The sequence below is a fragment of the Pseudomonas sp. GW822-FHT01E03 genome (assembly GCF_058802985.1).
The window spans coordinates 248949-263647 of the sequence record NZ_JBXAOQ010000001.1; the positions used below are offsets into that span (position 1 = coordinate 248949).

A 14699-nucleotide genomic window follows, 5' to 3' on the forward strand; every position below is an offset into this window, starting at 1 on the left:
GCCGTAGATGGGGGTTCTGAAAATTTTGTGCAACCAGATAGGATTCAAGCGACTGGCAGGCCGCCATCGCGAACAAGCTCGCTCCCACAGAAGAGCAAAAAGCAGAGCATCCCGCATCACCGCATCGCTTCTCACCACTCTTCAGGCCGAGCGTTAGCTCGCCTGCAGCTCTTGATCTTGATCCACCCGCCCCCTCGGCAGGCTGAGCGGAGGTGTTCATCCGGGGATTGGCGCGCAGCGCCGTTCGACGCAGTCGAACTCATTGCATGTAGGTCGAAGCGAAGCCGACCGGAGGGCAATGCCCCCGGATGAATACCGCAGCGAAGGAACCCCGAGCCTAAGCGAGGGGCCGTACGTTCGGGGCGAGACCTTTGGTTCCTTTGGGGCGTTTGCCAAAGGGACTCGCCGTAAGGGCGAAACCGCCAGCCGCCGTTACCGAAGAAACGGATATGTACTCAATCAACCAAGAACCTGGTCGGCCCAAAGGCCGCCAAGTTCAAAAGCCAAGATCAAGCCAAACTCTTGCTGACCACTTCAAACACATCACTGGACAACTGCCCCGAAGCCCGAATCCGCTCCAGCTCCGCCTTCATCAAAGCCTGACGAGCACTGTCGTACTTGCGCCAGCGAGTCAAAGGCGCCAACTGCCGAGAAGCTATCTGCGGATTGAAGCCATTCAACTCGATCACCAAATCCGCCAGGAAGCGATACCCGGAACCGTCAGCGGCATGGAAGTTGATCAGGTTCTGCCCGGCAAACGCACCGACCAGTGCCCGCACCTTGTTCGGATTCTTGATGTTGAACGCAGGATGCTGCATCAACTGACGAACCCGCTCCAGACCACCAGGCAACACGCTGCCGGCCTGGACGCTGAACCACTGGTCCATGACCAGCGGGTTGTCCTTGAAGTGCTCGGCGAAGCTGGCCAGTGCCTTGGCCTTCTCGGCTTCGAACGGTGAATTGACCAACACGGCAAGTGCGGTCAGGCGCTCGGTCATGTTGTCGCACGAATCGAACTGCTCCAGAGTCGCAGCCACAACTTCCGGCTTGCCGCTGAGCATCAGGTACGACAGCGCAATGTTCTGCAACGCGCGGCGAGCGAAGTGCTCGGCTTCGGCCACGTACGGCGTCTGCTTCGACAACTCGCGATTGGCCTGATAACGCAGCCACAAACCTTCGAACAAAGCGTCAGCCAGTTGCTTACGGGCAAATTCACGCGCCGTGTGAATCGCTTCGACATCCGCCACTTCACTGATCTCGGTCAGGTACGCCTCGCTTGGCAGAGAGAGCATTTCCGCGACCATCGCCTGATCCAGCGACTCATCCGAAAGCACCGTGCGCAACGCCGCCACCAGACGCTGATCGAGTACCAGCGCTTCGCCCTTCTGCTGCTGGGCGATCAGCTCTTGCAGCACCTGCACCGACAGTTGCTGGCCGGCATCCCAGCGGTTGAAGCCGTCGCTGTCATGCTGCATCAGGAACATCAGCTGATCACGGTTGTACGGGAAGCTCAATTTCACCGGCGCCGAGAAGCCACGCAGCAACGACGGCAACGGTTGTTCGGCGATGTCGACGAAGGTGAAAGTCTGCTCGGCTTTGGTCACCGAAATGACCCGCGAGGTGCCTTGCGCAGTGGCTTCACCGGACAGACGCAGGGCAATCGCTGCCCCTTTGGAATCCAGCAGCCCCAGTTCGACCGGGATCACGAACGGCAGTTTTTGCACCTTGTCCGGGGTTTCCGGGCAGCTCTGACGGAAGGTCAGGCTGTAGGTTTTCGCAGCGGCGTCGTAGGACTCAGTTACCGCCAGGCGCGGTGTACCGGCCTGGCTGTACCAGCGCTTGAACTGGGTCAGGTCAACGCCATTGGCTTCTTCCATGGCCTTGATGAAGTCATCGCAGGTCACGGCCTGGCCGTCGTGGCGTTCGAAGTACAGGTCGCTGCCTTTACGGAAGCCTTCGGCGCCGAGCAAGGTGTGGATCATGCCGACCACTTCCGAGCCCTTTTCGTACACGGTCAGGGTGTAGAAGTTGGAAATCTCGATGAAGCTGTCCGGGCGCACGGCGTGGGCCATGGGGCCGGCGTCTTCGGCGAACTGGTGGGTACGCAGGTACGCCACATCCTGGATGCGCTTGACCGTGGCCGAGTTCATGTCCGAGGAGAAACCGGCATCGCGGAACACGGTGAAGCCTTCCTTGAGCGACAGCTGGAACCAGTCGCGGCAGGTCACGCGGTTGCCCGACCAGTTGTGGAAGTATTCGTGGGCGACGATCGCCTCGACCCGCTGGTGCGCGGCATCGGTGGCGGTTTCGGCCTTGGCCAGCACGGCGCTGGAGTTGAAAATGTTGAGGCCCTTGTTTTCCATGGCGCCCATGTTGAAGTCATTCACGGCGACGATCATGAAGATGTCCAGGTCGTACTCGCGACCGTAGACCTCTTCGTCCCAGCGCATGGATTTCTTCAGGCTGTTTATCGCGTGCTGGCACTTGTCGATGTTTTCCGGCTCGACGTAAATGCGCAGCGCCACGTTGCGCTCGCTCATGGTGGTGAAGCTGTCTTCGACACACCACAGATCGCCGGCCACCAGCGCAAACAGGTACGCCGGTTTCTTGAACGGGTCTTCCCAGGTCGCCCAGTGCCGGCCCTCTTCACCGGGACCGGAAGCGATCGGGTTGCCGTTGGACAGCAGCACCGGATAACTGTGTTGTTCGGCGACGACTGTGGTGGTGAAGGTGCTCATCACGTCCGGGCGGTCGAGGTAATAGGTGATCTTGCGAAAACCTTCAGCCTCGCACTGGGTGCAGAACATCGTGCCGGACTTGTACAGGCCTTCCAGCGCGGTATTGGTTTCCGGGTGGATCCGGACGCTGGTATCGACCGTGAAGGTGGTGCTGGTCGGATGCAGGGTCAGGTGATTCTCGGTCAGCTGATACTGCGCCTCGGAAAGCTCCTGGTCGGCAAGGGTGACCGACAGCAGTTCCAGCTGCTGGCCGTCCAGCACCAGCGGCGGCAGGCCCGGGCCGCGCTCGGGGTTGCGGCGCATCACCAGTTGCGCATGGACCAGGCTGTGGTCCTCGTACAACTCGAAGGTCAGGTGCGTTTCGTCGATCAGGTACTCGGGCGCCTGATAGTCCTTGAGGTAGATCATCTTCGGTTGTTCGGTGCGCATGCTGGAGTCCTTACTGATGCACGGCGAGCTGGTAAGCCGTGTATTTACGAATGTTGATCACGCCGGTGTCGAAGATCAGGTATTGACCCTTGATCCCCATCAGCGTGCCTTCGGCAATCGGGTTCTTGTCCAGGTTGAAGCTGACGATCTTCGCCGGGTACTGCTCGACCGGGTAGCGGATTTCCAGCGGTTCGACGTCGGTCACCGGCTGGATCGCCTGCAAGCCAAATCGCTGCTGCAACCCGAGCAAGCCTTCGGCACAGCTGTCGAACAGCTGATCGCGGACCTCGGCCAGGTTCACCGCCGCCGCATCGCCCTTGAGCAAAGCGCGCCAGTTGGTCTTGTCGGCCACCTGGCTGCGCAACAGATCCTCGACGAAACCGGACTGCTGGCGAGTCGATACGCGCATGATCGGCAAGGCCTGGCTCGCACCCTGGTCGAGCCAGCGGGTCGGCAACTGGGTGGCGCGGGTAATCCCGACTTTGACCCCCGACGAATTGGCCAGGTACACCACGTGATCGGTCATGCAGAACTTCTCGCCCCACTCAGGCTCCCGGCAGGTGCCGGCCTCGAAGTGGCAGCGTTCCGGGCTCATGATGCACACGTCGCACTGGGCCAGTTTGGTCATGCACGGGTAGCAGTAACCCTGGCTGAAACTGGTCTTGGTCTTGCGTCCGCAATGGGTGCAGTGGATCGCACCCAGGTATTCCAGGCGCACCGTGGTGCCGACCAACGGATTGACCGGGACCTCGGTTTCGCCCAGACGAAATGCGTATTGCACGTTCGGCCCGTCCAGGCGCGCCGACATTTTGCTGATTGCACCGCGGCCAATCTCGATCAATGGATGGCATCCGATTTGAACAGGATATTGGGCACTTGAATCGACTTGGAGCTGCATTCCTGCGGGCCCATGTAGCCGGTGCGCTGGTCCTCTGGCAGGTTCTGGATTTCCCAGGCGATCATTGCCTGCAGCGACAGCTCGCGTTGTTCGGCGGTGAGCTTGCCACCGTCGGACCATTTGCCGATTTCCACGGCCAGTTTCAGGCTCTCGTAGATATCGGGGGTGATGTTCTTGATCATTTCGTTAAAAGAGGACATTGGGTCTCCGTCTCTTTATTGCATGTTCTGAATTAGGCGGCCAGTTTACGGCGGTTATACAAACCGCCCAACAAACCGGTGAAGCATCCGATGAGTAACCCGCTGACGTGGGCCGCGTTGGCGATCTCGCCGAAGCCGATCATCGAGACCAACCCGGACAGGCACAGCAGCAACCACACCAGCATCATCACCAGCACGCCTCGCGGCAGGCGATAGGCCGGGTTCGGCGCCAGCAACTGGAAGATCCAACAATGCCCGAGCAGGCCATACAGTACGCCGGACAAACCGCCGAACAAGGTCGGGCCGCTGAAGAAATACTGGGCAAAGTTCGACACCAGGCTGAACAGCAAGGTCAGGCCGATCAGGTTGATACTGCCCTGGCGCGACTCGATGCGCCGCCCCAGCTCCCAGTACCACATGCCGTTCATCGCCAGGTGCAGGATGCCGAAGTGGATCAGCATCGGCGTGACCAGGCGCCACCACTGCCCCGCCGCCAGGCTGTCGGCCAGTGGCGTGAAGTGGATGTATTCGCCGACCACGCGGAACTCGAGGAAGGTCAGCCAGCGCATCGTTTCAAGGTTGTCGCCCAGCATGGTCACCGCGCCGACAACCAGGCTCAGCAGCAGCACCAGCGCGGTGGCCCTGGCGTATTTCAACTGCTCGACGAACCCCGGGCGCTTGACGGTATGCGCCACCGGAATGTCCAGTTGCTGATCGGGGTCACCCGCCGGAAAACGCTCGTACAGCGCACGCACGTCTTCACTGATGTTGTCCGGCACCCACAGCACCTGCTCGCCAGCTTCCTCGCTGACCCGATGGGGCACTTGCATGCGCTTGAGCAGGGTGACGAACCCGCTCAAGTCCACCGCCAGGGGCAGACGCAATACCGCTACAGCACTCATTGCAGCACCTCCGGCCGCTCGACATCGACCCAGACGAATTTTTGCGGATCCAGGCGGGTTTCCTGATCCAGTCGGTAGGCAACCAGTTTGCCGTACAGCACTGCGCTGTAATCCAGACAGGCCAGGTTCGGCCGGATCGGTGCCGGCTTGCCGCTGCGCCAGTAATGGCCGACGAACAACAGCGGCTCATCGATGCCATAGCGCAGCAAACTGTTCTTTTCGGTGGACGACAGCGGCGTCCGGGCCACGGGTTCCGGCAGTGCATCCGGTTGGAACACGATGTCGCCGTAGGTTTTCGGATCGTCTTCCCAGAACTTGGTGCGGAAGAACGAACGCACCAGGCCGTCGCCGCTGGTCATCGTCAGGCCATGGGGCAAACGCATGTCCGTGCCGCGCAGCAGCCGGTCGAATACGGTGCAGGCAAAAGAGCCCGACTCCGCCGACGCCTGGAGAAAATGCTCGTCGACGCAGCCGTTGGGGAACAACGCCCGCAGCGGCTCGATCAGCCCGGCGTCCCAGCAGGCGTGGACCACGCGAAAACGCCCGGCATCGACGAACAATGGCAACTGGTAGAACCATTGCTGGAAGTCGTGCCAGTCGCCCGGATGGTGTTCGAACTGGGTCAGGGTTTCGTGCAGCAGGCGGGCATGGCGCGGCGTGTGCTCACGCACGAACTGCTTGCCGCTGCCGGGCAGTGCCGGCGTGCTCCAGCCCAGCGCATTGAACTCGTGGTTGCCCATGATGCACAGCGCCTGACCGGCCTCGACCATGTCGTGGACGATATGCAGTGCCTCGCGAATCCGCGGGCCGCGGTCGATGATATCGCCGACGAACACCGCCATGCGCGAGGCATGTCGCCAGACGCCACCCTGCTTGTGATAACCGAGTCGGTCGAGCAAGTGCTCCAGGGTCAGAGCGCAACCGTGCACGTCACCGATCAGGTCGTAGCTACGCGCGGGATCGAGCATCAGTCGCCTCCACCCCCCAACTTGCTGCCCCAGCCAAGCTTGGTCCGGCAGACTTCATAGTAATTGTGGTCCAGCGGATGGATCAGCCGCAGTTTCTGGGCTTTCTTGCTGACGGTAATGGTGTCGCCCGGCGCGCAGGTGAAGTGGTTCTGCCCGTCGCACGAGACTTGCGGGTAAATCTGCATATCCTTGGACACGACGATTTTCAGCTCACTGTTGCCATCGACCACAATCGGTCTACCCGACAAGGTATGGGGGTACATCGGCACAATCACAATGGCGTCGAGCTTGGGATGCATGATCGGCCCGCCGGCGGACAACGCATAGGCGGTGGAACCGGTCGGCGTCGCGACGATCAGGCCGTCGGCCTTCTGGCTGCAGACGAACTGGCCGTCGATGTACAGCTCGAACTCGATCATTCGCGTGGATTTGCCGGGGTGCAGCACGACGTCGTTCAGTGCATCGCCCTGGCCGATGGCCTCACCGTGGCGGCGGACTTCGGCCTGCAACAAAAAGCGGTTTTCCACCAGATAGTGGCCATCCAGCACTTCGGCGACCTTGGTTTCCAGCTCATCGGGACGGATATCGGTGAGGAAACCCAGGCTGCCCCGGTTGATGCCGAGCACCGGAATATTGTGTTTGGCCAGCGCCCGGGCGGCACCGAGCAGGCTGCCGTCACCACCGACCACGATGACCATGTCGCAGACTTCGCCGAGCATCTTGCGCGACGAGGTTTGCAAGCCGTGCCCTGGCAGCACTTCGGCGATGGTGTCTTCGAGGATCACGTGCAGGTGACGGTCGAGCAGAAACCGTTTCAGTCGGCGGACGGTATCCAGCACCTGGGAACTGCCCAGGCGACCGATGATGCCGATATTGCGAAATTGCTCCATGGGGCTCCTGCGGGGATCTGCGTGGCGGCGAAAACCACGATTATGGGCGAAAGCCGCCCGTAGACAAAATCCTTTCAGTTTCAGGGGTGTGCCCGGGTTTCGGGCTATGCTCGCAAGATGATGCTATTTCCGGATTTGCTCCACCTGCCCCATCAGTTACGCCATCCCGAAGTGCGTGACCTGGCGTGGGTCATCCTCGCGCCGCCCATGCTGGACAATACCCCGTGGCCGCAGCGTCACCCGCTGGCCGGCAGCGACTGGGTGCAGGCACCGGATCGGCTGGAGCATTGGCTGCGGCAGCTGGATCGGGACAGTTATGGCCTGCTGCACTGGCTGGCCCAGGCCCGGACCCGGCGCCTGGGTTTGTACTACGAACGCCTCTGGCAATTCGCCGTGCAGCATGCACCGGGCATTGAACTGATTGCCGCCAACATGCCGATTCGCCGCGAAGGGCACACCCTCGGTGAACTTGACATGCTGCTGCGCGACCGCGACGGCGTGCATCACCTGGAACTGGCGATCAAGCTCTACCTTGGCCCGCAATCCGGCGACGGACACGACACTGCCAAGTGGCTGGGCCCGGGCTGCCACGACCGGCTCGACCGCAAACTGGCGCACCTGAGCCAGCATCAATTGCCGATTTCCACACGCCCCGAGAGCCGTGAAGTGCTCGCGGCGCTGGATATCCAGGCGTTCAGCGCACATTTATGGCTGGGGGGTTACTTGCTGTACCCGTGGCCCGGACAAGCCGCCCCGCCATTGGGTGCCCATCCACAGCATTTGCGGGGTCGCTGGTTGCATCAAAAGGATTGGCCGGCGTTGTTGGCCCAAAGCCCGCCCGGTCGCTGGCAACCCCTGCCCCGTCACGCCTGGCTGGCGCCGGCGCATTATTCGGCGGAGCACACCTGGAACCCCGGACAGATGCAGGCGTGGCTGGATGACCTGGACCCGCTGGCGCCAGCACAACTGCTGGTGCGCCTGACGGAAAATGCCAGCGGCGACTGGGAAGAGGCCGAGCGATTGTTTCTGGTGGCGGATCTTTGGCCGAATGTGCCGGGCAATGCCTGAGTTTTGCGTTGTCTGAGCCGGCCCCATCGCGAGCAAGCTCGCTCCCACATTGGAACTCAGCCGTATACACGCCTTGTATCCACTGAAGATCCCTGTGGGAGCGAGCTTGCTCGCGATAGGGTCAACCCGTTCCAAAGAGACAACCGTATCCCCGATTGTCCAACGCTTCGCAGGACAAAGCGCCGGCCAATGACCATCAGTCTTTCTTGTGCTGCTCGACCCATTGCCCATAAGCATTGATGAAACTTTGCAGGAACGGCTTTACCGACTCGGACAACTTGCCCGATTCGTCGAACGCCGAGCCGGCGTTCCCCAGATAGGCCTCCGGTTGCTGCATCATCGGCACATTGAGAAACACCATGGATTGACGCAGGTTGTGATTGGCACCAAACCCGCCGACGGCCCCCGGCGACACACTGATAACGGCTCCCGGCTTACCGCTCCAGGCGCTTTTGCCATATGGACGCGACCCCACGTCAATCGCGTTTTTCAACGGTGCCGGCACCGACCGGTTGTATTCCGGGGTCACGAACAACACCGCGTCGGATGAGCTCACCTGTTGTCGGAAAGTGCTGTAGGCTGCCGGCGGTGAAGCGCCATCGATATCTTCGTTATAGAGCGGCAGATCGCCAATTTCGACGATGTTGAGCTTGAGATTGGCCGGCGCCAGTTCTATCAGGGCCCGTGCGACCTTGCGGTTGATCGATTCCTTTCTCAAGCTGCCGACCACGACGGCGATCGTATAGACGTTGCTCATAAGATTTCTCGACTGTCCGATAGGAAGAGCTTGTAGTTATAGATGACGATTCAAACAGCGGGCGACCGAAAACCCCGTCCCTGACTATTTTTTTCCCGTAGGAAAACTTACCTCGCCCAAGCACGGTCTACAGTGCCGCAAATTGAGTGATTTATCTCCAGAGGTTCTAAGCAGATGGCAGCAGTACTCGTCGGTCAGTTCCATGCAAGAGACGCGCAAGGCCGCATTTATTCGGTGCACGAGTTTCAGGACTCCACCCCGGCGGCAGAAGGTTCAGGGCCTGTCACCACCTACAAGCTGGCCATTGGCGACCGCGTCAACAAGGTCGACGACAATGAATTCATGCTGGTGCAAACCGGCGTGACCATTACCCGCGAACCGCAGATCGCCAGCGCTTCATAACCCGTCGTTATGAGCAGAAGTCATATGCACGGACTTGGGGTAGGATTCAGCCACTGACTCCTCCACCTGCTGAACATGGACTTCACGCATGCGCTTACGCCATATCGAAGTGATCCAGGCACTCTTGCAGACCGGTCACCTGGGCACCGCCGCCGAATGGCTGCAGTTGCCGGTGGCCGAAGTCGAGCGCTTGCTGCGCGACGCCGAGGATCAGTTGGGTTTCATGCTGTTCGCCAGCGTGCGCGGACGATTGCAGGCCACCCGCGAAGCGCGGGAACTGCAGGTGGAAATTGCCCGGGTCTATGATGCGCTCGAACCGGTGCAGCGCCTGGCCAACAGCCTCAGGCAATACCTGGCGCCGCCGCTGCGCATCATCTGCACCCCTCCCCTGGCCAACCAATTGTTGCCACACAGCATCGCGGCCCTGCGCCGACGCCTGCCCGATGCGCCTTGCACGCTGCTGAGCCAGCCCACCCGCGACATCGTCAGAAGCCTGCTGCTGCGTGAAAGCGATCTGGGCCTGAGCCTGCATGACCCCGATCACGCAGACCTCGACTGCCATGTGATCGCCCAGGGCAAACTCCAGTTGCTCGCCCCCCATGGCTGGCTGCAACCGAAACAGAAATACATTTCACTGCAGGATCTGGCCGGCCAATCGATGATCGGCCTGGAGGGGCAGGACCCGTTGAGCCCGGCGCTGGAAAACAAACTGCACGGCTTGCGCCCTGCCCCGGTAATTCAGACCCGGGTCCAGACGCATCAGATGATGCGCAGCATGGTCGAGGCCGGCGAAGGCCTGGCCATCGTCGACCCCTTCACCGCCCTCGGCGCCAAAGCCTCGGGGCTGGACACCTGCCCGCTGGCGCCAGCGGTCCCGATCAGCCTCTACGCCCTGACCCTGAAAAACGCCGAACCCTCTCCGGCGGTTCAGACGCTGTTAACCATCGTCACGGAACAAGCCGCGGCGATGCTGACGAACTGAACGGATTTTCCAGCGGGTTTTCGAACAATCGATACCAGAACAGCGCCACTTCGGCGGTGTTCGGATCGATGCCGCGATAGCGCAGGTGGTCGATCCCACCAATCACGTAACCGCAGCGTTCATAGAGCCTGCAAGCCCCCAGGTTGTTGTTCTGGGTTTCGAGCATGATGCCTGGCAGCTTTTTCTTGCGGCTCCAGAACTGCGCCACATCCAGCAGGGCCTTGGCCACGCCATGCCGCCGGGCCGGTGCATGCACCGCCAGCTCGTCGATATGGGCAAAGCCGTTCCAGTTGGTGCTGACCACCAGGTGCCCCACGGGCTGGTCATCCAGATAAGCCATGAAAATCGCGCTGTCGGCGGAATCGCGAAAGCTGCTGAATTCCTCGGGATCGATGCCGTAGCACTTGCGATAAGGCGTGATCGGGGTGACAGGCCACTGTGCCACCGGCGCTCCTATTTGTGCCGCACCGTAGGCCGCGACTTCAAAACTGAAATCACTGCCCCAGATATAGGCGGCAAAACCCTCGTCGGCAACCCGTACCGACAACCCTGGATAATTCGGATTTATAACCGGCTGCATACTGGGAAATGTCCTCATTCCTTGATGCAATCGACGGTGTAGCACCGTCCACTGCCCTGATCTTCATGTTGCAATCCGTGCACATCAGCAACGAACCCCGGAAAACTGCTATCGAACGTGCGGGCAAACGCCAGGTAATCGATGATCGAGCGGGTCGACTCGGTAAAGCGCTCACCCGGCATGATCAGCGGAATGCCGGGTGGGTACGGCACCAGCATCACCGCAGCGATCCGCCCGTCCAGCGCATCGATCGACACGGCTTCGACTTCACCCCGCACCAATTGATCATAGGCGTCCGCCGGCTTCATCGCGACTTCCGGCAGAACGGTGTACATGCGCTTGAGGTGCCTGGCGGTGGCATTGCTGCGATAACAGGCATGCAACTGATCGCACAGATCACGCAGCCCCATGCCCTGATAGCGTGCGACATTCTCTTGCGCCACACAGGGCAGGCAACTGGCCAGACTGACGTTGGCGTCGTAGCTGCGCTTGAACTCCAGCAGTTCGGTGAGCAGCGTGCTCCACTTGCCCTTGGTGATGCCCATGGAGAACAACACCAGGAACGAGTACAGCCCAGTCTTCTCGACCACCAGGCCGCGCTCCCACAGGAACTTGCTGACCACCGCCGCCGGAATCCCGCGCTCGCTGAGGGCGCCACCGGCGGTCAATCCCGGCATCACCAGCGTGACCTTGATCGGGTCGAGCAGCACATAGTCGTCGGTCACGCCGCCAAAGCCGTGCCAGTCGGCATCGGGTTGCAGCAACCAGTCCTCGGTGACGACCCGCTCGATGCCTTCCGCCGACGGCGGTTGCCAGATCGAGAACCACCAGTCATCGGCGGCAATGTGCTGGCGCAAATTGGCCAGCGCACGGCGAAAACTCAGGGCTTCGTCGAACATTTCCTGCAGCAGCGAACGCCCGGCCGGCCCTTCCATCATCGCCGAAGCCACATCCAGCGAGGCGATGATGCCGTACTGCGGCGAGGTCGAGATGTGCATCATGAATGCTTCGTTGAAGCGATCCCGATCCAGTTGCCGCGCACCGCCATCGCGCACGTGAATCATCGATGCCTGACTGAAGGCCGCCAGCAACTTGTGGGTCGAATGGGTGGTGAACACCAACGGGCTGTCTTCATCACGGGAGGTGCCCATGCCGTAGCGCCCGGCAAAGAACTCATGAAACGCTGCATAGGCGTACCAGGCCTCGTCGAAGTGCAACACCTCAACGCTATTGCCCAGTTGCTGTCTGATCAGTTCGGCGTTGTAGCAGAGGCCGTCATAGGTTGAATTGGTCACCACGGCAAGCTTGACCTTCGGTGAACGCCCCTTGGTCAGCGGACTGGCGTCGATCTTGGCCTGGATCGATTCGCGACTGAACTCACTCAGGGGAATCGGGCCGATGATCCCCAGTTCATTACGCTCCGGACACAAGTACAGTGGGATGGCGCCGGTCATGATGATCGAATGCAGCACCGACTTGTGGCAATTGCGGTCCACCAGCACCAGGTCATCGCGGGCGACCACCGAGTGCCAGACAATCTTGTTGGCCGTGGACGTGCCATTGATCACGAAAAAGGTGTGATCGGCGCCGAAATTGCGTGCTGCACGGGCCTCGGCTTCAGCCAGGGGGCCGGTATGATCGAGCAAGGAGCCGAGCTCCGGTACCGACACCGAAAGATCCGAGCGCAGGGTGTTTTCCCCGAAAAACTGGTGAAACGCCTGCCCGACCGGACTTTTGTGATACGCCACGCCACCGCCGTGACCGGGGGTGTGCCAGGAGTAGTTGGAATCCGCCGTGTGCTGCACCAACGCCTTGAAAAACGGCGGCAGCAGGCCATCGAGGTATTTGCGCGCGGCGCGGGCCACCTGCCGGGCGAGAAAGGGCACGGTGTCCTCAAACAGATAAAGAATGCCGCGCAACTGATTGAGCTCGGCCATGGCGTCGGCGGGTGCGTTTTCCAGGGTCACTTTTTCGCCCAGGGCGAAGATCGGCAGATCCGGTGCACGCACCCGCGCCAGACCGATCAGTTCGGCCATGTTTTGCAACAAATGAGAATGGGTGCTGGCGTCTTCAGAGGCAATCAACATGCAGGACAGGCCGTGGTAAGTCGACGCCACCAGTCGTCCTTCGGTGTAGTCCACCGCCGAAACGACGCTGAACCCTTCCTGCTCCAGCTCCCGGGCAATCCCCCGCACGCGGTCACCGGCAACGCTGTCGGCCTTGATGTCGCGATGAACGATCAGGACCGGGAATTTCAAGTCTTTGTACATGAGGCTCAGCGTCCTGAGGCGGCAGACCAGAGCCTGCCAATCACCTCAGGGTAGAGTGTTGCAGCGGATGTGGCGAGCGGGATGCACCAACTTGTGGCGACGAGGGAGTTTACCTGTGGCGAGTATCTGCCAAACAGGGTGTTATGCCTGGGCTTCAGCCTCGGCCAACTGCACCCACAACGCCGGGGCACCAGCGGATTTGCCGATGATTTCCAGGCGCGCCGCGTGGCGGGCCAGGTCATCTTCACTGGCGCGGATGATGCGCGTCGGCTGACGGTCCGCCGGCAAACGGCGAATCTCGGTGGCCGAATTGTCCGCCCCTTCACCCGAGCCATTGCCATCGGAGGCATTGCCGGCCAGGGACAGACTGGTCTGCCCCCCGGTCATGGTCAGGTAGACGTCGGCAAGAATCTCGGAGTCGAGCAAGGCGCCGTGCAGTTCACGGCCGGAGTTGTCGACGCCATAGCGTTTGCACAGGGCGTCGAGGCTGTTGCGCTGCCCCGGGTGACGTTCCCGGGCCATCATCAGGGTGTCGAGGATCGAGCAGTGCTGCGTGATGTCCGCGCGGTCCTGTTGGCCCATCAGGGCGAATTCGTTGTTGATGAAGCCAACGTCGAACGCCGCGTTATGGATGATCAGCTGCGCGCCCTTGATGAACTCGAAGAACTCTTCGGCCACCTCGGCAAAACGCGGCTTGCCCACGAGGAATTCATTGGTGATGCCGTGGACGCCGATCGCGCCCTCGTCACTTTCGCGATCGGGTTGCAGGTACACATGGAAGTGCCGGCCCGTCAGGCGTCGGCCGATCAACTCGACACAACCGATTTCGATAATCCGGTGGCCGTCGGTCACCGGCATGCCGGTGGTTTCGGTGTCGAGTACAACGGATCTGGTGGCCATCAGTGCTCAGCTCTCAATCGGTCAATCGTGCAAAAGCGGCGATGTTAACACGCTCGCCGGGGTCTTTCAGATACACCGAGTCACCGCCTTCGCGAGCAAGCCCGCTCCCACATTGAATCGGCGTCGGCTCACAACTTTGTGGACGACACGAATCCAGTGTGGGAGCGGGCTTGCTCGCGAAGGTCACGGCGCGGTGCATCGGCAGTACCGAAATCAGCCCTGCTTGTACCCACGCACTTCATCCACACCACGGTTGGCCAACTGGTCGGCCCGTTCGTTGCCGTGATGGCCAATGTGTCCGCGCACCCATTTCCAGGTGACCTTGTGACGGTTGACCTGCTCGTCGAGCAACTTCCACAGGTCAGCGTTTTTCACTGGTTCCTTCGCCGCGGTTTTCCAGCCGCGCTTCTTCCAGTTGTCCATCCACTCGTTGATGCCTTTCATCACGTACTGCGAGTCGGTCACCAACAACACCTCGCAGGGACGCTTGAGCTCTTCCAGGCCACGAATCGCGCCCATCAGCTCCATGCGGTTGTTGGTGGTATTGGCTTCGCCGCCCCAGAGTTCCTTTTCAACGCCCTTGCACACCAGCAGTGCGCCCCAGCCGCCAGGACCAGGGTTGCCTTTGCAGGCGCCGTCGGTGAACAGTTCTACGCTATCGCTCATGCCAATCTATCCAGAAAATGCGCTGGCCCGCCGATCGCTGATCGACGAC

General features: G+C 60.9%; 14 protein-coding genes. 3 read left to right on the plus strand and 11 right to left on the minus strand.

The genetic code is table 11. From position 1 onward, the window contains the following. Positions 1-509 precede the first annotated feature (509 nt). The 6 genes from pepN to AC1RP7_RS01080 are packed head-to-tail and all read right to left on the minus strand — an operon-like array spanning position 510 to position 7025. Positions 510-3167: an aminopeptidase N gene (gene pepN / locus AC1RP7_RS01055; RefSeq protein WP_493180835.1), complete on the minus strand. Its 2658-nt coding sequence runs from the start codon at positions 3165-3167 to the stop codon at positions 510-512. A 10-nt stretch (positions 3168-3177) separates the two neighbouring features. Continuing rightward, the gene (locus AC1RP7_RS01060; RefSeq protein ID WP_493180834.1) at positions 3178-4008 is read right to left on the minus strand and encodes a DUF2797 domain-containing protein; all 831 of its coding nucleotides are present in this window, start codon (positions 4006-4008) and stop codon (positions 3178-3180) included. Beyond that, positions 4005-4265: a YeaC family protein gene (locus AC1RP7_RS01065; protein ID WP_053158810.1), complete on the minus strand. Its 261-nt coding sequence runs from the start codon at positions 4263-4265 to the stop codon at positions 4005-4007. Before AC1RP7_RS01065 ends, AC1RP7_RS01060 begins: the two co-directional genes overlap by 4 nt. A 32-nt stretch (positions 4266-4297) precedes the next feature. Further along, positions 4298-5167, minus strand: coding sequence for a rhomboid family intramembrane serine protease (locus AC1RP7_RS01070; RefSeq protein WP_429520877.1), 870 nt, complete (start codon positions 5165-5167; stop codon positions 4298-4300). Then, positions 5164-6138 (minus strand): metallophosphoesterase, encoded by a 975-nt coding sequence (locus AC1RP7_RS01075; protein ID WP_371319467.1) that lies wholly within the window; start codon positions 6136-6138, stop codon positions 5164-5166. The genes AC1RP7_RS01070 and AC1RP7_RS01075 overlap by 4 nt, the downstream gene beginning before the upstream one ends. Then, a complete protein-coding gene (locus AC1RP7_RS01080; protein ID WP_008016128.1) occupies positions 6135-7025 on the minus strand; it encodes an NAD(+) kinase in 891 nt (296 codons plus the stop codon). Before AC1RP7_RS01080 ends, AC1RP7_RS01075 begins: the two co-directional genes overlap by 4 nt. 117 nt (positions 7026-7142) lie before the next feature. On the opposite strand from AC1RP7_RS01080, the gene AC1RP7_RS01085 reads away from it, so the two are divergent. Further along, positions 7143-8093, plus strand: a complete 951-nt coding sequence (locus tag AC1RP7_RS01085; RefSeq protein WP_218498215.1) for a DUF1853 family protein — start codon at positions 7143-7145, stop codon at positions 8091-8093. Between the two features lie 196 nt (positions 8094-8289). Here the strand turns inward: AC1RP7_RS01085 and AC1RP7_RS01090 are convergent, their stop codons facing one another. Continuing rightward, complete coding sequence (locus AC1RP7_RS01090; RefSeq protein ID WP_154860111.1) at positions 8290-8850, minus strand: NADPH-dependent FMN reductase; 561 nt, start codon at positions 8848-8850, stop codon at positions 8290-8292. Positions 8851-9024: 174 nt separating this feature from the next. Here AC1RP7_RS01090 and AC1RP7_RS01095 point away from each other — a divergent pair, with 174 nt between their 5' ends. After that, positions 9025-9252 (plus strand): hypothetical protein, encoded by a 228-nt coding sequence (locus AC1RP7_RS01095; RefSeq protein WP_057715028.1) that lies wholly within the window; start codon positions 9025-9027, stop codon positions 9250-9252. An 88-nt stretch (positions 9253-9340) separates the two neighbouring features. Beyond that, entirely contained in the window at positions 9341-10234 is an 894-nt protein-coding gene (locus tag AC1RP7_RS01100) for a LysR family transcriptional regulator (RefSeq protein WP_057715029.1), read from the plus strand. On the opposite strand, the gene AC1RP7_RS01105 is transcribed toward AC1RP7_RS01100, so the two are convergent. From AC1RP7_RS01105 to rnhA, 4 genes are all read right to left on the minus strand, one after another. Beyond that, positions 10200-10814 (minus strand): GNAT family N-acetyltransferase, encoded by a 615-nt coding sequence (locus AC1RP7_RS01105; RefSeq protein WP_057715030.1) that lies wholly within the window; start codon positions 10812-10814, stop codon positions 10200-10202. The two genes, AC1RP7_RS01100 and AC1RP7_RS01105, sit on opposite strands and share 35 nt — an antisense overlap. Before the next feature lie 14 nt (positions 10815-10828). After that, positions 10829-13084, minus strand: coding sequence for an Orn/Lys/Arg family decarboxylase (locus AC1RP7_RS01110; protein ID WP_090455012.1), 2256 nt, complete (start codon positions 13082-13084; stop codon positions 10829-10831). Positions 13085-13225: 141 nt separating this feature from the next. After that, entirely contained in the window at positions 13226-13984 is a 759-nt protein-coding gene (gene dnaQ, locus AC1RP7_RS01115) for a DNA polymerase III subunit epsilon (RefSeq protein WP_046037200.1), read from the minus strand. 213 nt (positions 13985-14197) lie between these two features. Then, entirely contained in the window at positions 14198-14650 is a 453-nt protein-coding gene (rnhA, locus tag AC1RP7_RS01120; RefSeq protein WP_007979123.1) for a ribonuclease HI, read from the minus strand. Positions 14651-14699 lie beyond the last annotated feature (49 nt).